This window comes from Peribacillus sp. TH14 (genome assembly GCF_016651145.1).
Classification (GTDB): Bacteria; Bacillota; Bacilli; order Bacillales; family DSM-1321; genus Peribacillus; species Peribacillus butanolivorans.
The window spans coordinates 1,390,303-1,409,817 of the sequence record NZ_JAEKEK010000001.1; the positions used below are offsets into that span (position 1 = coordinate 1,390,303).

Here is a 19,515-nt window from a genome sequence, read left to right on the forward strand (position 1 = left end):
TTTCTGCCTTCTACTTATTCATTATTAAATTTCTTTTTAGAAATCCATATGTTTGTTACTAAGATTGTTAGTGCTGACAATACAATTGTCGATATTACACTCCAGATTACATCTGTATTGACTGTTCCTAAAATAAGTACTTCCATAGCATGTTTACTCATACTTGCCGGGTTCACATTGTCTATAACAGGACTTAAACCCACTACGATTCTACAGCCCAGTAAAAATACTATTGATATTAATGCAATAATACCCTGACTATTAAAAATAGTACTGATCATTGTCGTGAATGAAACTATAAATAGAATCCACATCAGATAGAACAACAAAGCTACTAATAAGTCCACAAAATCAACTCTCGTAAACAATAAAATAACATACAGATATGAGACCAAGTATCCTAGCACTACACTGCAAGCAACAAACAAATAATTGGAAATAACTTTTCCACTTATATAAGAAACAACCGTAACAGGTCTTGTAAGAATAAAGGCTAACATACCATTTGCTTTATCAGACTGTACGACCCCCATCATGGAAACGATTATAATCATGACCCCTAATTGATCAAATTGAGACCCTAATGTACTAGCAAGTACTTCGCCGCCTTTTTGAGCAGCCATACTTGGATCAATAGTGATCCCTTGGCCTCCACCTAGTGCCTTTAATATTGAAGGTAAGTAATAACTAACAACTGGTTGAGTTAATCCTAAAAATATAAATACAAGAGGTAGCCAAATAACTTTGAATTCACGTACCATCTGCACAAATTCCTTTTTCGCTAAAACGGTAAAATTATTCATTTTCCCACCACCAATTTTAAGAATATCTCTTCCAATGTATCGTTATCTATTTCAAACCGTACAAGATCAACATTGTGTTCCAGAGCACTCGCCAGTAATAAATTCTTATTTAATTCTATATTTTCCACTTCTATTTTTAATTTATTTCCAATTACCTCTACACCTTTTACAAAGTTTAAGCTTTTAACGATTTCAATCCATTCTTGATTTTTAACTGTTAAATCAACATTAATTTTATTTTCACTATTCCTGTTTAATAATTCTGTCATTGTAGTATCTTCAATTTTTTCACCATTCTTTATAATGACAAATCTCTCACATATTTCTTCTGCATCACTTAATATATGTGTTGATAATAAAATGGTCGTCTCTTTCTTTATTTCTTCTATTATATTTAGAACTTCTCTTCGACCAATTGGATCTAATGCCGAAACCGGTTCATCCATTACAATCAAAGATGGTTTATGTAACAATGCTTGTGCAATTCCAAGTCTCTGTTTCATTCCACCTGAAAAGGTTCTTACCTTTGAATTCTCTTCCCCACTTAACCCTACTTTCGACATTATTTCTGGAATACTCCGTGTTAATTCTTCCTTCTTTATTCCTGATAGCTGTCCCATAAAAGTAAGGGTTTCTTTGGCAGTCATCCATTGAAAAAAGTTTGGGTATTGTGGTAAGTAGCCTATTTCCCTTTTCATTTTAGAAATTTTCTTACCACCAAGTAAGACTTCTCCCATGCTTGGATCTATAATATCTGCAATAACTTTTATTAGTGTCGATTTACCTGCCCCATTAGGCCCTATCAATCCAACACATTCCCCTGATTGTAGTTCCATTGAAAAATTATTAACCGCTGTTTTTTCTTTAAATTTTTTAGTAACATTTTTGATTTCTAATTTCATATTCTGTCACTGTCCTTTCTACCAATAACAAAGTACAGTATTGGACCAAGAGTGTTTACAAAAATAATAATGAGTGTCCACAATAAAATATTTTTCCTCGTTTTTCGATGTCTGTATAAATCAATTAAAGCTATAAGGACTAAAATAAATCCAATAGCAATTACCGGTAAAATAATCGGCAGAAAAGACATGAAATCAATATTCTTAAATTCGTCCCATCCGTAATGCAATTGCATAACTACCACTCCTATAATTTAATAACTCAAAATAAAATGTTATCATTATTGATAATGATAACATGATAATTGGAATATTGCACCTATTTATTTTCTTTTAAAAATATTGTTTTAGTTTTTATTGTTATTTATAATGATAATATTATCATTATAAATAACAATAAAAATATAGTGGGATTTATGTAAGCTAAAAGCTAGGATTTTTTAATCCTATTGTATGAACTCATTTCATCTTTTTAAAAAATAATTACATATATTTTTAAAAAATGCATATTACTTTCTTCAAAATACATTACGATAAAAATTTTCTAATTTGATTAAATGTATTCTTCTACTATTATCTTACTTAAATGAAAATGATTTAACCATACACTATATGACAAAATGAAGTTATTATTCGTGATCTATATGATAAGAAAAGAACAATATTGGGATTATCGAATTGATTATCATTATGTAGTATCAAATTTCTAATGTAAGGAGAATAAAATGGTTAATAAAGCTGAAATTTTAATGCACCCCGTAAGAATAAAGATCTCCCAAGCTTTAATGAGAAACAGAGAAAATGGATTAACACCACTAGAAATGTTAAAAATCATTAAAGATGTACCTCAGGCAACATTGTATCGACATATACAAGTTTTGTTAGATTCTGGAGTTATTCGCATTGTGAAAGAGAAAAAAGTGAGATCAGTTTCCGAAAAATACTACGTTTTAAATGAAGAAGAGGCACGGCTTAGTGGAGAAGAGTGGAAAAAATCTTCTAATGAGAAAAAGTTGAACTATTATTCGTATTATCAATTATCACTTATGACTCAATATCAAAATTACCTTACTAAATTAGAAGAACGAGATTGCTCAGAAGATGGTTCAACCTTTTCACTTTTAGAACTAAAGCTTGATGATGAAAGTTTTATTAACTTTCAAAATGAATTAAACGATCTAATGTTAAAATACTACAAAGCCACGAACCAAAGTGCTAAACAGGATTCTCCAATTCGAACCATTGGCGTTACCATTATTCCAGAATCATAAACAAATGAAAAAAGGCTGCCCCAAAACAAGGCGCCATGAACCATATCCTTAACATATAGAAAAAAACACTACAAATAACAAAACGAGTGTAAAACAGCTTACGTTTTACACTCGTTTTTTTTTGAGTTACACCCACGCTTCTCTTCTTATCGGAGAGGCTTTCAGTAAGGTAGTCGGGTTTATAGAACAATAAAATATCCGCGTTTTAAACGAGGAAGTAATTCAGATTTTATATCTTTACTAAGGCTTCTTTTATACTGCTGTATACTTCGTTCCAAAGCTGTTTATCTTCAGAAAAAGCTTTAGTCATTTTTTTAAATACTTCTTTTTGCTCAGCCTCGAAGCTTTCGTCATCCTTAGCTGGCAGAACTGATCGCAACTCCATTACTTTCTCTTGTACCTTTGGTGCACGAGGCCCCCAAACCGCTTTTTCTTCACCATTCTTATCAATAAATATAAAAATAGGAATTGAACGCGCTGTTCCATTTGTTAAGTATTGATCTATCAACTCAAGGTTTTGATCACGTAAAACCATGTGAGTTTCAATATTTGCGGCTTCTGCAATGTTTAAAAGAATAGGTATATTCATCATCGCGTCTCCGCACCAGTCTTCAGTAATGATAATAACTCGAAGGTCTTTCGCTTTTAAATCATTAAAAAAATCTTGGTCTACCTCCGAAACAGAAAACCGATCATAAATCGATTGTAAGCTTTCTTTATGAACATTCATCGAAGCAACAAAGTCTTTAGCAGGAATCCCCTTTTCAAACCATTCATTCAAAGTCGTCATCATAATTCTCCTATCTTTATTTATTTAAAAGTACCATAAACAACTTATGATTTCATTGTTTCCACTCTAATAATCAACAAGATTTTCCGAGTTGTGGATCACTAACAGCAGCCTGATAAGTAAAAACATGTTTTCTGTTTAACAAACCTTGTTTTTCGTCTTGCGAAAATCGTGAGCGTCCCATACACACATTTATTATATAAGAATAAGATGTTGTACAAGCTCAAGACATAAACAATGGACTTTTAATCCCGGAAAGGATGATATACATTGGCTAAAAAAATATTAATAACTTTACTATCCTTTTTTTTACTAGGATGTCTTATTCCATTTAGCATTAGTTATGCATTAAAGCCAGCTAGTCCCACTCTGATTCATGGAATCGATGTCAGTGAATGGCAAGGGGAGATTGACTTTGAAAAAGTAAAATCTTCTGGAATTGAAGTTGTTTATATACGTTCAAGTGAAGGAAATAACTATGTCGACCCTTATTTTCATAAAAACTATGAGAAAGCCATGAAAGCCGGACTACGAATAGGCTTCTATCATTACGTGACAGCTAGAAGTGTATCCCAAGCGGAATATCAGGCACACTTTTTTGTATCATTAATAAGTAATAAAGAATTTAACGGTAAAATTGCGATGGATTTTGAAGACTTGGCAGGATTGACAAACATTGAAATTAACATGATCTCAAAAGCTTTTATAAAAAGGGTAGAAGAACTAAGCGGTAAGGAGGCAGTAATTTATAGTAATGCCTATAACGCAACCTATGTACTAGATAAATCATTGACCAAATACCCGCTCTGGATTGCTGATTATGGTGTTGGACAACCTTCCAATCAAGTAAAATGGTCAACATGGTCTGGATGGCAATACTCTGATAATGGAAGGATTCCTGGAATATCCGGTACTGTCGACTTAGATTATTTTAACAAAGGAATGTTCCTGAAAGACTCATCTAAAATAAAGAAACCCACAACAAAACCTACCTCCAAATCAACCACTATTATCTATCGCGTGAAATCCGGTGATACTTTGTCAAAAATAGCAAAGCTGTATCACACAACCGTTGATGCGATTGTTGCAGAAAACCACATCAAAAACCCTAATCTCCTTAATAAAAATGAAAAACTTCATATTACTATTCATGATAAACATCAAACACGCCATCCACATGCATTTGTTTATGTAGTGAAACAAGGAGATACATTACATGAATTGGCATTGCGATATCATACAACAGTAAAGGAACTTGTTAAATGGAATGATATTCAAAACCCTAATCGTATTTATGCAGGTGAAAAATTGAGAATTCGAAGTAAATAAATATAGAATTATAACAAATAAAGTCATGCTTGTTTCATGTTTTTCTTGCCTTATTTGAACTAATAAATTCTCTTTATTCCCATACCGCACAGCGCATACACATTTTTATTTAACATCGTATTTCTCCATCTAAAAACAATTAAAAGTTATACACAATTTTTGCTACGAGGCTTGAAGGATAAGAATTACTCCATATCCTCTTTGCATTGTCCACAAGTTATACGCTAAATTTCGCTACATTCTTTATTTTCGCTACTACTAGTTTATCTATTCGTTACACACCCAACTTCATTTAAGTGAAAATTTCCATATATCCGTTTTGTATGTTTCAATGATTCAAATTCAGGATCATCGTGTTTACATTTTTATATTTTTTCTCCTTATAAAAAAGAAAAGAAAGGTCATCCTAAAGGAGTAATTCAAAATAGGAAATAAGGAGAGAAAATAAATGCCTCAACAACAAATCGATGTCAATCAATTAAATCAAGCAAAAGCAAATGTTACTCTTACACAAACTTTACTTAGTCAAGCAATTGAAAAATCCTCATCGGACCCAACATTGGCACAAGAAGCAATTAAACAAGCTGCTTCGGAAATCGCACAAGCCCAATCATATGTAAGTCAAGTTTACAGTGTAATGCAAACTCAAAAAACGGAGTAAATTAAGAATATAATGTCACAAAAGCTAGATGATAAGAGGCCTATACCCATAAGTGGATTAGGCCTTTTTAGTTATTCACATAGTTTAGCAAACCTTATAAAAAGGGAGCGCCCCTGTTTTTCTTAAAACCACTATTATAAGGTGGAATGCTTTGAGGAAATTTAAACGTATTAAATGGATCATATGCAGTTTTTACTTCTCGAAGCCGTTTAAAATTTTCTCCATAATACGCTGTTGGCCAATCTTTGATTTGCCTATCAGGCCAATTCACATAGTCACCAGTCGTATACGGTGATAAGGCACTCCTTAATTCTTTGATCCAACGTATGTTTTCCCTTTCTTCTTCAGGATTGTTCCAAGTAGCTAGGTATTCCTGTGCAATAATGGCGTCCCGGTAATAGAAAGCCGTTTTCTTTGGTTCGACCTTGCCTGCTGCTCCTCCAAGAGATTGGTGCCAAATGCCTGAGTTTTCATTTGGTGCTTTTTCTAAAAATTGTTTCATCGTCAATATCGCTTTCTTTGGAAAAGGTTTATTAAGAAAAGATCCTGATCTCTTTCGATGGGCTGATTGGTTTCCACTCGGGTCGTCAAAGAACCGTACAGCTTCAATATATGGAACTTCCTTTATCAATACACTAGTTGGTGAACCGGTTGTCGTTAAAGGCTGAAGAAGTTGCTTTAACCTAGATGACGTACCTACAAATTCACCTTGAGCGATAATTTGATTTACTTCCTTTGACTTAAACTCTATTTCTGATGTTAGTCGGTCATCCGTGTGAGGTGCCCAATTTTGCCATGCATTAAATACTGCTTCGAAATCTTCCCATCCCCATGTAATGGAGAAGACTGAAACCCTAGAAATCGGGTGCACCTTGAATGTAAAGGACGTGACAATGCCAAAGTATCCTCCTCCCCCGCCGCAGCAAGCCCAAAATAAATCACTATTATGATTCTTGTTTGCTTTAATGAGTTCGGCCCCTTTACTCCCACTTGCTCTTACCATTTCTATTTCAATTAGATTGTCACAAGTAAGTCCAAACAACCGCGTTAACATGCCAATTCCCCCGCCGAGCGTAAGGCCTACAAGGCCTACACTGCTTTCGGTACCTGCAGGGATAGTCGTTCCGTATTCCCATAATTTATTATATACCTTCCCTAAATTAGCTCCGGCTTCTATTTTTGCAATCATTTTTTCACGATTGACCTTGATTCTATCCATTTCGCTGACATCAATAATAAGACCGCCATTTACTAATGAAAAGTTCTCATAGCTATGTCGGCCGCTCCTCACCCGAAAAGGTATATGATTCTCCCTCGCCCACTTCAATGCATTTTGTACATCCTTTGTATTCTGACAAAATACAATTATCTTTGGGAATTTTGGGAAGCTTAAATTATTATTTATTCTTGCCTGCTCATACTCAGAATCACCAGGTGTAACGACCCGCCCGGTAAGCTTTGTCTTTTCCAAAATATAGCCCCCTTTCTCAGATGATGTAGAGAGGATGCTATATACTATGAAAATCTTCAGGAGAAGACACATTCTATAGGCAGGAAAGGATTTCATTTAATCTAATTCATACTTTTTACTCAACATCCGTACCTTAAAAAAGTAGGATATATAGTTTTCTATATGATTGAGCACACTTAACTCGTAAATTTTCATGTTTTACTCGTGAATTTTGCAGTTTTACTCGTGAATGCCACCAATTTAATCGTAACAATTTCAATAAACTTAACAAGTGATGACTGTATGCACTCTACTCGCCCCCCTTCTTTGTTGATTCACGCAGCTAAAGTCCGTACGATAGAAATAAACGGAACAAAAGGGAGATGGATTGATGTTGAAAGAAAAGATCATTGCTTGCTTTAGTGGTGGCAAAGATTCCACGTATATGCTTCATAAGCTGTTAAAAGAAAACAAATATGAAGTCGTATCATTGCTTACAACCGTAACAACTGATGATGAAACATCCGGACACATGGTTGATTTTAAATTGATTCAAGCTCAAGGAGAATCCATTGGAATTCCATTATACAAAATTCAATATCCTTTATATGATGGAAAAGGTTTTGAAAAAGGCCTTATTGACGCCATGAATTTTTTTGGCAATCAAGGTATCTCAAAAATTGCATTTGGAGATCTTTTTCTGGAGGATTGTATCGAATACAAAAAGAACTTAGTTGAGTCTAATGGTTATGAACTAATCCTTCCTTTAGCGGGAATCAACACGAAACAGTTAGTCCAGGAGTTTATTGATTTAGGGTATAAAGCGAAAATTGTCAGCATTCGTTTAGATAAGCTCGATCCTTCTTTTTTAGGAAGAGATTTGGACCAAAAATTTATTGAAGATTTACCAGGTGATGTAGATCCATGTGGTGAGTTTGGTGAATATCACTCATTCGTATATAACGGAGACATTTTCTCTAATCCGATACAACTAGACTTGGAAGATGAAATGTTTGTACTTCCTGCTAATCAATTTTTCAGCGAGGTTGGCTATAAACGTGTGGTAAAAGTGTAAATTCTTCATTACTATTGTCAGGTATCTTAAGGGACAAAAACCCAAAAGGATGCCTGACACCTTTTTTTATGATCTCAATTCAGCTTTTACATTAATTGCGGATTTAATCTTATCAAGATACAAACTGAGTAAATCTCCATTTTCCATTATAATTACGATGAAGATTTTGTATAGCTCACTATTAACTGATTATGGATTGATTTTATATCTGGCAAAATACGCTATTTTTTTAACTATAAAATTTCCCATGCCCATTAATGGGAATACCCTTCCAATCGCCAGCACACAAAAAAAACATGGTCATAAAGTAACCATGTTTTCATTCTACTCATATAGCGATGTCTACACTAAAAGTTATTTATTGAAAAATTCTTTGTTAATTTTTTCAGCCTCAGCCATGTATTCTGTTTTAATCCCGCTTTTAACTCCCCAACAATAAAAGCCAAGTGCAAGACATGCGATGACCACCATATCCCAGCCAAATGTAAGAATATTTTTTCCGCCGAACTTCTCACTTCCAATATAAGAAATCAATATCATACAACCTAAGTAAAGAAGCATCCAAACACCTGATAAAAATTGTTTTTTGAATCCATTCCATTTATTTTTCGCTTGATAATAAAAGTAAATAGGAAGTCCAATGGCAATGATGAAAACCACTTCTCCTGTTAATGGCCAACGCGCCCAATATAAAGTAAGCGATGCAAAAACAAATCCACATGGTGCAATAATAGAAGCACCTTTTAAGTAAAATGGACGATTAAAATGAGAAGCTGTACGTCTTAATGTTGCCAATGCAACTGGCCCCATGATATACGAAATAAGTGTAGCAACTGAAATCACTTCAGCAAGTACGCCCCATCCGCGGAATAAAAATAAAAAGATAAAACATACTCCTAAGTTTAATAACATCGCTGGACGAGGAACACCATAAAGTGGATGTAATGTACCAAAGATATTCGGTAAGTACCCATTTTTCTGCATTCCATAAAGCATACGCGAAGTTGTCGCTGTATAAGTAGCACCTGTACCAGACGGTGATACAAATGCATCTACATACAATACAATCGCTAACCAGTTAAGACTAAGAGCAATTGCCAAATCAGCAAAAGGTGAATTGAAATTCAGATGACTCCATCCGTTCACGATCATAGACGGATCAACTGCACCGATAAACACAACTTGTAATATAACGTATATAAAACCTGCAATTAGAATAGACCCAATAACAGCAATAGGTATAGACTTATTCGGAGACTTAGCTTCTCCTGCCATATTAACGGGACTTTGAAATCCATTAAACGCAAACACGATACCAGAAGTAGCTACTGCTGTTAAAACGCTTGCCCAACCATATGGTGCGATCCCTTGAGAACTTGTAAAGTTTTCACCATGAAATCCAGCAAAAAATAACGATCCTGCCATTACACCTGGAACAATTAATTTAAAAATAGTAATAAATGAATTTGCCTTAGCAAAAAGGTTAACTGTCCAATAGTTGACGAAGAAATAGAACAATAGTAGTAAAGAAGCTATGAATAATCCTTTGATCGTTAAGATATTGTTATCAACTAAAGAATGAGTCCATCTGGCCCATTCCCAAGGCCACGTACTCATATATTGTACTGAAGCAATGGCCTCAACGGTAATAGTCGAAGCGATAGATATCCAGTTTGCCCACGCAGCTAAAAATCCAATAAAAGAGCCATGCGAGTATTGAGGATACTTAACCATTCCTCCAGCTTCAGGAAACATTGCCCCAAGCTCTGCGTAAGATAATGCGATAAATAAAATTACAACCATACCGATAATCCAAGAAAAAATAGCTGCTGGTCCTGCAATCTGGGCAGCTTTCCACGCTCCGAACAACCAACCTGAGCCGATAATAGAACCAATACCTGTCATAGTTAAAGCAAAAGTCCCCATCTTTCTATGCATATTACTCATCCCTACCTACACCTCTTCCTAGGAAAATAAAAAACACTTGATCTAAAAAAATCAAGTGTTTGCCCAGGCGCGCGGCTTATACTCTATATGCTCCCCCATGGTACTCCATGTTGCGCCAGTTACATATAGAAAAATAGTTTTTTTTTAGTATATAGGATTATATTAAATTTCACAATACTTGAAAAACATTTATATTTTATAAATAATCCCATTGTTTTTTCGGAATTCACTATTAATATTCTTTTTAATTTGAAAAAATTAGGTGGATTAAGCCCCAAAAAACAAACATTCGATTTCTAGAACTATATGCTTCAACAATATAATCATTTCCCTTTAACATTATACTTAAAAATCTTTAATAGCTTATATGTGCAAAATAAACCGTTCCAAATTAATGGGTTTCCCGATTTTCTTTATTCCTTTTAAGGTTCGGGTTTATTGCAATAATATCAAAGCAACTTTGTTCAAAATAACCGATTTGCTAGAATCAACCATAACGGTGGGGAGGTTCCATGACCACAATGGGATATAAATCCCCCATATTTCTAAAATACCTTATCGGTTTTCAATTTCACTGGATTATTCCCCCTTTACTCCCAGTGTTCTTTTCTTCCGCAAAAAAAGTCATGCACAAGTTGGGGAAAAAGCCTGAGGGATGAAGACCTCTCTTTGCTTTGTCCACAATTTATGCACAACTTTAATTAGTATCTATTATATTTAAACTAACAGTGAAACACACTCAGCATAGCTAGAATGATGAACGTAGATTAATAGTATTTTAATGTTTCCTTGAACAAGATGATGTCCCTAAATCCTTACTTGCTTCTTAGCTGGAAATATCATCATCGGTCTTAGCCTCTAATGGTACTCGCTTCTCCATTTTTAAAATGTAATAACTTGCTACGACTATAGCTAGGAAAACGACCCCAACAATCAGGGAAATACGAGTACTAGGGTTAATCCACATACCAACCAGCACCATCAGTAAAAATGCAATTGTTGCATAGTTGCTGTAAGGGGCAAAAGGCATTTTGAACGGGTGGTTTTCCATTTCCGCAGCTCTTACCTTTCTGAATTTAAGCTCACTAATAAGTAAGACAAACCATGGAATCATTCCAGGTAGAACACTAGCACTGTAAACATAAAGGAATAGTTGTGGCGGTGCAAGGTAGTTCAAGACAACACCAATTGCTAAACCTAAAAGGACAGCAATCGTACAATAAGCTGGCACTCCATTTTTAGATACTTTCGCAAAGATTTTAGGAGCTTGACCGTTCATTGCTAGAGTGTAAAGCATACGACCTGCACTGAAAATCCCACTATTACATCCAGACATCGCCGCTGTGATTACGACAAAGTTAATAATACCTGCTGCTGCAGTAATACCTATTTTAGCAAAGGTTGAAACAAACGGACTACCGATGTCATCTAGTTGGTTCCAAGGAAAGACTGTCACGATGACAAAAATAGCGCCAATATAGAATATTAAAATACGCCAAATGATGCTTTGGATAGCTTTTGTTACAGTCTTCGTTGGATTTTTCGCTTCACCCGCAGTGATACCGATAAGTTCAACGCCCTGATAGGATGCTACAACAAGGGAAAGCGCAAAGAAGAACCCTGTCCAGCCCCCGGTGAAGAAGCCGCCATTTGCCCAAAGATTTGATAATCCAATTGCATCACCGCCATTTCCAAACCCGAAAAAGATAAGACCTAGTCCAGCAATAATCATCAGTACAATCGTTATAATTTTAATAAGCGCAAACCAAAATTCAAATTCCCCGAAAGATTTTACAGAAATGAGGTTTGCAGCCCCTAGGATAACCATGGCAATCACACCTGGTATCCATGCGGGTAAATCTGGGAACCAATACTTCATATACATTCCAACGGCAATTATCTCGGACATTCCGACGATTACCCACTGAAACCAATTACTCCATGCAGTCATATAACCTGCTAAAGGATGAATATAGTTACTCGCAAATGTTGCAAACGAACCCGTAGTAGGCTCTAAATAAAGCATTTCTCCCATAGAACGCATGATGAAAAATATAAAAAGACCAGCGATAGCATAAGCTAGCATTACAGATGGTCCAGTCCATTTAATCGTACTTGCTGATCCCATAAATAACCCAACACCAATGGTACCGCCCAAAGCGATCATCTGAATATGACGTGCCTCTAGCCCTCTCTTTAATTCTTTGTTTGACATGATTAATTCCTCCAGATGTAATATTAGCGACTATACTTCGTACAAGGTTATTAAAGTTTTTTTCTAGCCCCTAATTAACTCTCAATTTAGATCAAAACAACTGTTGATTCATTTTCCATACTTAGATTAGATTTAAAAAGTTCCAATTCTTTTTCATATCGCATAATTTATAATCTTATCTTATAATAATAAATATTCTGTAAAAAAACAAATGTATTTCTAGAGGAAACACTAACCAGTATAAAAAAATTCAATCACTAAAAGTGATATTAGATATATTAGTATTTTAAGAAATCAATAAAATAACATGACCCTAATAAGATAAAGTAGGGAATTTAACACAACCAAAGGAAACCCAGTCTTTAAAGACTGAGCTCAGTTCAAATGGCCTTGTTCTAGAGCAAGGTGAGGGAGTTATCATAGAAAAAAGTCAAACTTTAGTTGAAATTATATTGACTTTCGAGAAATTCAATTCGTTCATATAACTCTTTGTTTACAAGTGTAGGCACTCCGTATTTCTCACCTAATTTTAATACCGTACCTGCAAATAACTCAACCTCACTGTAACGTCGAGCTTCGATATCTTGAGCCATGGATGGCTTTCCTTCTGGGCTTAATGTATCCAATACACTTAACCAATAATCCAGATCTCTTTCCGTTAAATGAATTCCTTCTTTCTCTGACAGAACGATAACCTCTCTCATGGCAGAAATCATCATTTCTCTTGCATGACCCTTTCGTTGAATTTCACCATAATTACTTTTATAGACAGCAACAGTTTGATTAACACCAACATTCAGCATAAATTTCCCCCATTGCCGCTTATACATATCCGTATCTATCTCATATGGGACCTTCATTTTTTCAAAAAAATCTGCCACCTGCTGAACCTTTTCTGAAACCAATCCAGGTTCCCGTTCACCAAGGCAGAGTATGCCCATATGGTCGTATGTCAACTTATTTTCTTCTTTAACAGCATCCATACCTTGCGCAACACAATATAAGACTTTATCCTTTCCATACGCCTCACCAATAATCGCTTCACTTGTGATCCCATTCAAAGCAGAAATAATAATCGTCTGTTTTCCAATTTGATTCTTCACCGCTTCAATAGCATCTTCCAATCCACTAAATTTAACAGTAAAAATCATCAAATCTGCAGGCTCGCATATTTCTTCAGGCGTTACATAATGAAAGTCACAAAGCTCACCATTGCAATAAACCCCATCCTGGACATATCTCTTTATTCTAGCTGTATCCGCAATAATCCTCACATTCTTCTTCGGCATTTCCTTTGATAAATGATGTCCATATAAAATGCCCAGTGCTCCTAATCCAACAATTGATACTGTCTTTATCGCCATAGCATCTCTAATTCCCTTCACCTTTTTACCTAAATATTATCACACTATTCAGAAAACGGTCGCGATTAAAATGCCAGTTCTATGGTATGAATTGTTTAGAAAAAAACCACCTAGAAAAGCTACAATATTGTGAAATACCAATAATGACACGAGGGGCTTGTAACATCCCTTACAGCTTCCTTTTGGTTCATATATATCACCAAAAGGAAAATTAAGGCTTAAACGAAGTCTACTTTTCTGAGGAACGATAACCACAAAATTTGTTGTTGTTTTTTGTATTGATTTTAAAGTGTACCCGTTAACTATCAGCTACAGTCATTATGGCTTTTCCAATCACTATTTTTAAAGAGTTGATATATACCAACTACATTACCCGCTAACTTTCCAATTTTCATATTGACCTATAGAATAAACAATGATAGAATTCCAATATTATATTGACGTTATTTAAGTATAATGACAAATGACCGAAGGAAGATTCAATTCTTCTACAAACGGACATTTATTACAACCGCATACTAGCAAGCGTTGAATGCTATGGATCACACTATAGCAGGAGCAGCTTCTGGAGAGACTGTACATAGTACAGCGCCGAAGGATTCACAATCTCAGGCAAAAGGACAGAAGAGTAACGAATGATGAATTGTTATTCTTAAACCTGACGAGATTGGTAGTATCCAATCTCTTTTTTTATTGTCCAAAATCCAAGATATTGCCATTCAATGGCATAAGCGAGGTGAAAACAACGAGCTACACGGAATGTGGAATCACGCTCCACACGACTAAGATCATATACAACGGGAGATGCTCAAATTGGCTAAACAGGAATTGAAAAGAGATTTAAAAAATCGCCATATACAATTAATTGCAATAGGAGGAACCATTGGCACCGGTTTATTTCTTGGATCCGGTAAAGCCATCCAATTAGCAGGCCCATCCATTATCTTTTCCTATCTTATTATAGGGATTGCCTTATTTTTTGTTATGAGGGCTTTAGGGGAATTACTTTTATCCAACGCCGGTTATACGTCATTCACCGAATTCGCTACCGAATATATCGGGCCGTGGGCTGGATTCGTAACCGGATGGACCTATTGGTTCTGTTGGATCATGACAGCCATGGCCGATATCATTGCGGTTGGTGTCTATATGCAATATTGGTTCGATATCCCTCAATGGATACCAGCTCTTGCATGCCTAGTCATTCTGTTAGGATTGAATCTATTGACGGTTAAATTGTTTGGAGAACTTGAATTCTGGTTCGCGCTCATTAAAGTCATCACGATTATTGCCTTGATTATTGTAGGCATCATCCTGTTAGTCATTGGCTTTAAAACCAATACAGGAACCGTTTCACTCACCAACCTTTGGAGCCACGGAGGCATGTTTCCGAACGGCGTATCCGGCTTCCTGCTATCTTTACAATTGGTTGTCTTCTCCTTTGTAGGGGTCGAATTAATTGGTGTTTCTGCAGCAGAAACAGCTAACCCGAAAAAAAATATACCATCAGCCATCAATAAAATCCCAGTCCGAATTTTACTTTTCTATGTAGGTGCCATACTCGTCATTCTATGCGTCAATCCTTGGACACAGCTGGATGCATCAAGCAGTCCATTCGTAGAAGTCTTTACACTAATCGGCATTCCAATCGCTGCAGGGATTATCAATTTTGTTGTCCTGACATCCGCTGCATCTGCCGGCAACAGCGGTTTATTTTCAACAAGCCGTATGCTTTATACATTAAGCAATAATAACGATGCTCCTGCAAAATTAGCAAAATTAAATAAACATGCTGTTCCAAGTAATGCCTTGGTTACATCGGCAATCGTCGTCTCCCTAGGGGCATTGCTAAGCAAAATGATACCTGAACAGGCCTTTACAATAGTAACTACAATCAGTGCCATCTGTTTTATTTGGGTTTGGAGCATCATCTTGATTTCACATATCAAATATGCGAAAAAACGTCCGGACTTGAGAGCCCACTCTACATTCAAAGCTCCTTTTACACCCTTTATCAATTACGTTATTTTAGGATTATTTCTGTTCATCCTAATCGTTATGCTATTCGCTGAAGCTACACGACTTTCACTGTTAATGACGCCAATCTGGTTCATTCTTCTACTCGTACTCTATAATTATCAGAAAAAAAAGTAGCTATTTTTCATGGTCGCAGGAATTAAAAGGAAGGGACACTCCCTTCCTTTTTTTCAATTTATTTTGCTAACACAGAGAAGTGCTACTAAAATATATAATGCAGCCACAGTAAATTTTATATTAAAATAGTGTAAGGTACTGTAAGTCGATATGAATGACTTTTCACTTAGAATGGAGGGGTTGGATTAATGAAGATTATATATATACTTACTCTAGTTCCTTTTATAGGCATATTAGGATTTCTTCCGTTTGTTAACAGAATAGAACCTTATGTATTAGGGATGCCTTTTAATATGTTTTGGATGGCTATGTGGGTGGTCCTTACATCCGTTATTTTGGGCATCATGTATAAGTTGGACCCCAGAAATCGGGAAGGTGACCAGGAATGAATATTTCCCTCTTAATTATTTTAGGATTTTTACTTTTATCAATCTTTTTAGGTATTCGATCTTCAAAAGGAAAAGACATGAATTTGGAACAATGGACGGTTGGAGGCCGTGGTTTTGGTGCTATATTCGTCTTTCTATTGATGGCTGGAGAAATTTATACGACGTTTTCCTTCCTTGGCGGCAGCGGCTGGGCTTATGGTAAGGGTGCACCCGCTTTATACGTCCTTATTTACATTACTTTGTCTTATGTATTGTCATATTGGCTTCTTCCGGAAATATGGAAATATGCCAAAGAAAATAGTCTAATGTCTCAATCTGATTTCTTTGTAAGCAAGTATAAGAGCCCAAGCTTAGGAATTCTGGCAGCACTTGTCGGTGTGGTATCTATGATTCCAGTGATTGTCGTGCAACTTAAAGGATTAGGGATTATTGTTTCAGAAGCATCTTATGGAGCAATTTCAATGTCTACCGCGGTCTGGATGGGAGCAATCAGCCTTACCATTTATGTTATGATTTCTGGAATACACGGCTCAGTTTGGACAGCAGTCATTAAAGATATCATGATGATCGTGATTATAGGATTCTTAGGAATTTATCTTCCTATTCATTACTTTGGTGGTTTTCAACCGATGTTTGAGGCCGTAAATGCAGCCAAGCCTGGTTTTCTAAAGCTTCCTGAACAGGGGCTTAGTGTTTCATGGTTTATCTCCACGGTAATATTGCTTGTATTTGGTTTTTACATGTGGCCCCAAGTTTTCAGCGCTGTCTATTCGGCGCGCAGCGGGAAAGTATTTCGTAAAAATGCTATAATCAGTCCGTTATATACGCTCATGTTGTTATTTGTCTTTTTTGTAGGATTTACTGCTATATTGAAAGTGCCTGGACTCGTTGGGGCAGATGCAGACCTCTCATTGCTGCGCCTTTCTATCGAGACCTTTGATCCATGGTTTATAGGCATAATCGGCGGAGCTGGAATGCTGACCGCATTAGTACCAGGATCCATGCTTTTAATGAGTGTGGCTACACTGCTCGCGAAAAACGTCTATAAGGAATTTGCACCTACAGTACCCGATCGGAACGTTGTAAGATTAGCAAAGTTCCTCGTTCCTGTTATTGCATTAATAGCAGTCTACTTTACCTTAAACGGCGGCGAAACGATGTCAGCATTAATTCTCATGGGATACAGTCTTATCACACAATTATTTCCGTCTCTTCTCTTTAGCCTGAAAAAAACTAATCCTATCAACAAATTTGGAGCAATCGCCGGGATCATCTGCGGATTGGCCATCGTAACCTACATTACGCTTAGTCATTCAACCATAGGTACCATGTTTCCATCCTTACCACAGGCAGCGAAAGATTTGAATGTTGGAATCATTGCCTTGGCGGTCAATTTCTTTGTTATGATTACTGTAAGTCTCGCTTTTAGAAAGCTCTCGGTTCAGTTAGATCCCGCAAAATAATCTAAATCTCTTAAAGATATATGAAGTACTTCTTTGACTGTGGTTTTTGGGGATTAAAAGTGCACCGTAAATTATATAATCGAAAGGCTCAGTCAAAAGACTGAGCCTTTATCATGTTATGTATCCCATACCCCATAAAGGATACACACTTCTTTTTCTCCCTCTAAAACAAAAAAATTCGCACGAAAAATTCCATTGATTTTTCTCTTAATACATGAGTAATGAAAGACAGCAAGAGCCTTGGCAATCAGCAGATAAAATGTTTTTCAAAAGATCATACTGATGAAAAGTACAAGATATAATTTACGGGTCAGTCAGCAGTACACTTCTTTCAGATTCAAGAAATCAAAATCCCTGAAAAATAAAACTCCAGGAATTCGTGTAAGTATACGTTGAACTACCCACCACTTATCGACCTTACGGTCTGATTGAAGTGGGGGATTCCTAAGAACATTAGCCTATCGGCCAATTTTTAATTAGGCTACTCCCGTAGTTCCTACGGTTAGAAGCCTTATGGCTTCATTCATTAGATTGAGTCCTGCGTTAATATCTCGATCGTGGTGAGTAGAACAAAAAGGACAATCCCATTCACGAAGATTCAGATGTTTAACGTCTTTATTTTGGTAACCGCAGCTAGAACACAATTGGCTAGAAGCAAACGTTTTAGATACGGTCACGATTTGTTTAGCATACCATTTTGCTTTGTATTCCAACATTTTTTTGAATTGGTACCAAGATACTTCACTAATAGCTTTAGCTAGTTTGTGATTTTTCATCATACTCGACACTTGCAAGTCTTCCATTCCAATAACATCGTGGTTTTTGATGATTTCGGTAGAAACTTTATGTAAGTAATCCATTCGGGCATTTGAAATTTTTTCGTGTAGAATAGCCACTTTTCGTTTTTGTTTTTGATAGTTTTTTGCTTCAGCCAATGGTTTATTTTGATTCAAGGCTATTTCTTGTCGCCTTGAAAGAATCCGTTGTGCTTTGGCCAATTTCTTTTCGACCGTCCGGAAGAATTTTGGGTTTTGATAGATCGTACCATCTGAAAGAATAGCAAAATTCTTCAAACCAACATCTACACCGCACGAACGATTCGTTTTAGGAAGTACTTGTACATTGGTTTCCGCTAAAACGGAAATGAAATATTTACCCGAAGGGTTCCGCCTGATTGTGGCATTGATGATTCGCCCTTCGACTTCGCGGCTTTTAGCAAAACGAACTAGACCGAGTTTTGGTAATTTGATTTTGTTTCCAATTATTCCGATATTTCCATTCGTATGTTTAGTCGTGTAGGACTGGATAGGATTCTTTTTCGATTTGAAGCGTGGTGACTTGTTTTGCTTTTTATAATATCGACTATAGGAATCTGCTAAATTTTCCACCGATTTCTGTAAGGCAATACTGTCTACTTCTTTCAGGAAAGAATACTCTTTCTTTAAAGCTGGAAGTTCTTTGATTGTTGCGTATTTATTCAGAAAAGAACCTTTCCATTCATTAGAGGGTAATTGGCCGTTCTGCTTCATTTCTTCACAGATATACCAGTAGGCATCTTTCTCCTTTTGTTTGCCTAAAAAGAAGTTATAGACAAAACGGGAGCAGCCGATCGTTTTATTGATTAGAACTAGTTGTTCTTTAGTTGGATAGATTCGAAATTTATAAGCTTTGTTTACGACCATTGGTTTCACCCCCTTATAGT

At 36.0% G+C, this 19,515-nt stretch carries 17 protein-coding genes and 2 riboswitches; of the genes, 8 read left to right on the forward strand and 9 right to left on the reverse strand.

Annotation, left to right across the window (positions count from 1 at the left end):
* Positions 1-14: 14 nt before the first annotated feature.
* From JFU50_RS06865 to JFU50_RS06875, 3 genes are read right to left on the reverse strand one after another with little or no spacing between them, the layout of a single operon-like run.
* A complete protein-coding gene (locus tag JFU50_RS06865) occupies positions 15-803 on the reverse strand; it encodes an ABC transporter permease (RefSeq protein WP_201182947.1) in 789 nt (262 codons plus the stop codon).
* Complete coding sequence (locus JFU50_RS06870) at positions 800-1,705, reverse strand: ABC transporter ATP-binding protein (RefSeq protein ID WP_201182949.1); 906 nt, start codon at positions 1,703-1,705, stop codon at positions 800-802. Before JFU50_RS06870 ends, JFU50_RS06865 begins: the two co-directional genes overlap by 4 nt.
* The gene (locus tag JFU50_RS06875) at positions 1,702-1,941 is read right to left on the reverse strand and encodes a PLD nuclease N-terminal domain-containing protein (protein WP_201182951.1); all 240 of its coding nucleotides are present in this window, start codon (positions 1,939-1,941) and stop codon (positions 1,702-1,704) included. Before JFU50_RS06875 ends, JFU50_RS06870 begins: the two co-directional genes overlap by 4 nt.
* A 489-nt stretch (positions 1,942-2,430) precedes the next feature.
* Between JFU50_RS06875 and JFU50_RS06880 the strand changes: the two genes are divergently transcribed.
* Complete coding sequence (locus tag JFU50_RS06880; protein WP_201182953.1) at positions 2,431-2,976, forward strand: helix-turn-helix domain-containing protein; 546 nt, start codon at positions 2,431-2,433, stop codon at positions 2,974-2,976.
* A gap of 229 nt (positions 2,977-3,205) precedes the next feature.
* Here JFU50_RS06880 and JFU50_RS06885 read toward each other — a convergent pair whose 3' ends face one another.
* Entirely contained in the window at positions 3,206-3,766 is a 561-nt protein-coding gene (locus JFU50_RS06885; RefSeq protein WP_201182955.1) for a thioredoxin family protein, read from the reverse strand.
* Between the two features lie 270 nt (positions 3,767-4,036).
* Here JFU50_RS06885 and JFU50_RS06890 point away from each other — a divergent pair, with 270 nt between their 5' ends.
* Both JFU50_RS06890 and JFU50_RS06895 read left to right on the forward strand, forming a co-directional pair.
* On the forward strand, positions 4,037-5,095 hold the full coding sequence (locus tag JFU50_RS06890) for a GH25 family lysozyme (protein WP_201222223.1): 1,059 nt from the start codon (positions 4,037-4,039) through the stop codon (positions 5,093-5,095).
* Between the two features lie 448 nt (positions 5,096-5,543).
* Positions 5,544-5,756: a hypothetical protein gene (locus JFU50_RS06895; RefSeq protein WP_053344397.1), complete on the forward strand. Its 213-nt coding sequence runs from the start codon at positions 5,544-5,546 to the stop codon at positions 5,754-5,756.
* Between the two features lie 94 nt (positions 5,757-5,850).
* Here JFU50_RS06895 and JFU50_RS06900 read toward each other — a convergent pair whose 3' ends face one another.
* On the reverse strand, positions 5,851-7,227 hold the full coding sequence (locus JFU50_RS06900; protein ID WP_201222225.1) for an FAD-binding oxidoreductase: 1,377 nt from the start codon (positions 7,225-7,227) through the stop codon (positions 5,851-5,853).
* 204 nt (positions 7,228-7,431) lie between these two features.
* Here JFU50_RS06900 and JFU50_RS30410 point away from each other — a divergent pair, with 204 nt between their 5' ends.
* Together JFU50_RS30410 and JFU50_RS06905 are read left to right on the forward strand one after the other, a co-directional pair.
* The gene (locus JFU50_RS30410; protein WP_207198784.1) at positions 7,432-7,629 is read left to right on the forward strand and encodes a hypothetical protein; all 198 of its coding nucleotides are present in this window, start codon (positions 7,432-7,434) and stop codon (positions 7,627-7,629) included.
* Positions 7,598-8,281, forward strand: a complete 684-nt coding sequence (locus JFU50_RS06905; RefSeq protein ID WP_201222227.1) for a Dph6-related ATP pyrophosphatase — start codon at positions 7,598-7,600, stop codon at positions 8,279-8,281. Before JFU50_RS30410 ends, JFU50_RS06905 begins: the two co-directional genes overlap by 32 nt.
* Positions 8,282-8,635: 354 nt before the next feature.
* Here the strand turns inward: JFU50_RS06905 and JFU50_RS06910 are convergent, their stop codons facing one another.
* From JFU50_RS06910 to JFU50_RS06920, 3 genes are all read right to left on the reverse strand, one after another.
* Positions 8,636-10,228 (reverse strand): APC family permease, encoded by a 1,593-nt coding sequence (locus JFU50_RS06910; protein WP_201222229.1) that lies wholly within the window; start codon positions 10,226-10,228, stop codon positions 8,636-8,638.
* A 54-nt stretch (positions 10,229-10,282) separates the two neighbouring features.
* Positions 10,283-10,361, reverse strand: a riboswitch (ZMP/ZTP riboswitch).
* Positions 10,362-11,054: 693 nt separating this feature from the next.
* On the reverse strand, positions 11,055-12,443 hold the full coding sequence (locus JFU50_RS06915) for an amino acid permease (protein ID WP_116821393.1): 1,389 nt from the start codon (positions 12,441-12,443) through the stop codon (positions 11,055-11,057).
* 437 nt (positions 12,444-12,880) lie between these two features.
* Positions 12,881-13,807 carry a ketopantoate reductase family protein gene (locus tag JFU50_RS06920; protein WP_201182990.1) on the reverse strand — a complete coding sequence of 309 codons (927 nt, stop codon included), beginning with the start codon at positions 13,805-13,807 and terminating at the stop codon, positions 12,881-12,883.
* Positions 13,808-14,362: 555 nt separating this feature from the next.
* Positions 14,363-14,441: riboswitch (glycine riboswitch) on the forward strand.
* 179 nt (positions 14,442-14,620) lie between these two features.
* Here JFU50_RS06920 and JFU50_RS06925 point away from each other — a divergent pair.
* The 3 genes from JFU50_RS06925 (at position 14,621) to JFU50_RS06935 (ending at position 17,813) form a co-directional block, all read left to right on the forward strand.
* On the forward strand, positions 14,621-15,961 hold the full coding sequence (locus tag JFU50_RS06925; RefSeq protein WP_201222231.1) for an amino acid permease: 1,341 nt from the start codon (positions 14,621-14,623) through the stop codon (positions 15,959-15,961).
* 188 nt (positions 15,962-16,149) lie between these two features.
* On the forward strand, positions 16,150-16,350 hold the full coding sequence (locus tag JFU50_RS06930) for a DUF3311 domain-containing protein (RefSeq protein WP_053344391.1): 201 nt from the start codon (positions 16,150-16,152) through the stop codon (positions 16,348-16,350).
* On the forward strand, positions 16,347-17,813 hold the full coding sequence (locus JFU50_RS06935; RefSeq protein WP_201222233.1) for a sodium:solute symporter family protein: 1,467 nt from the start codon (positions 16,347-16,349) through the stop codon (positions 17,811-17,813). The genes JFU50_RS06930 and JFU50_RS06935 overlap by 4 nt, the downstream gene beginning before the upstream one ends.
* A gap of 476 nt (positions 17,814-18,289) precedes the next feature.
* Here the strand turns inward: JFU50_RS06935 and tnpB are convergent, their stop codons facing one another.
* Positions 18,290-19,495, reverse strand: coding sequence for an IS200/IS605 family element RNA-guided endonuclease TnpB (tnpB, locus tag JFU50_RS06940; protein ID WP_201222235.1), 1,206 nt, complete (start codon positions 19,493-19,495; stop codon positions 18,290-18,292).
* Positions 19,496-19,515 lie beyond the last annotated feature (20 nt).

Bases quoted from the DNA above. Each gene is read 5' to 3' on its own strand.
- JFU50_RS06930 (WP_053344391.1), top strand. From the start codon at position 16,150: ATGAAGATTATATATATACTTACTCTAGTTCCTTTTATAGGCATATTA.
- JFU50_RS06920 (WP_201182990.1), bottom strand. From the start codon at position 13,807: ATGGCGATAAAGACAGTATCAATTGTTGGATTAGGAGCACTGGGCATT.
- JFU50_RS06905 (WP_201222227.1), top strand. From the start codon at position 7,598: ATGTTGAAAGAAAAGATCATTGCTTGCTTTAGTGGTGGCAAAGATTCC.
- JFU50_RS06880 (WP_201182953.1), top strand. From the start codon at position 2,431: ATGGTTAATAAAGCTGAAATTTTAATGCACCCCGTAAGAATAAAGATC.
- JFU50_RS06875 (WP_201182951.1), bottom strand. From the start codon at position 1,941: ATGCAATTGCATTACGGATGGGACGAATTTAAGAATATTGATTTCATG.
- tnpB (WP_201222235.1), bottom strand. From the start codon at position 19,495: ATGGTCGTAAACAAAGCTTATAAATTTCGAATCTATCCAACTAAAGAA.
- JFU50_RS06915 (WP_116821393.1), bottom strand. From the start codon at position 12,443: ATGTCAAACAAAGAATTAAAGAGAGGGCTAGAGGCACGTCATATTCAG.
- JFU50_RS06885 (WP_201182955.1), bottom strand. From the start codon at position 3,766: ATGACGACTTTGAATGAATGGTTTGAAAAGGGGATTCCTGCTAAAGAC.
- JFU50_RS06935 (WP_201222233.1), top strand. From the start codon at position 16,347: ATGAATATTTCCCTCTTAATTATTTTAGGATTTTTACTTTTATCAATC.
- JFU50_RS06910 (WP_201222229.1), bottom strand. From the start codon at position 10,228: ATGAGTAATATGCATAGAAAGATGGGGACTTTTGCTTTAACTATGACA.
- JFU50_RS06870 (WP_201182949.1), bottom strand. From the start codon at position 1,705: ATGAAATTAGAAATCAAAAATGTTACTAAAAAATTTAAAGAAAAAACA.
- JFU50_RS06865 (WP_201182947.1), bottom strand. From the start codon at position 803: ATGAATAATTTTACCGTTTTAGCGAAAAAGGAATTTGTGCAGATGGTA.
- JFU50_RS06895 (WP_053344397.1), top strand. From the start codon at position 5,544: ATGCCTCAACAACAAATCGATGTCAATCAATTAAATCAAGCAAAAGCA.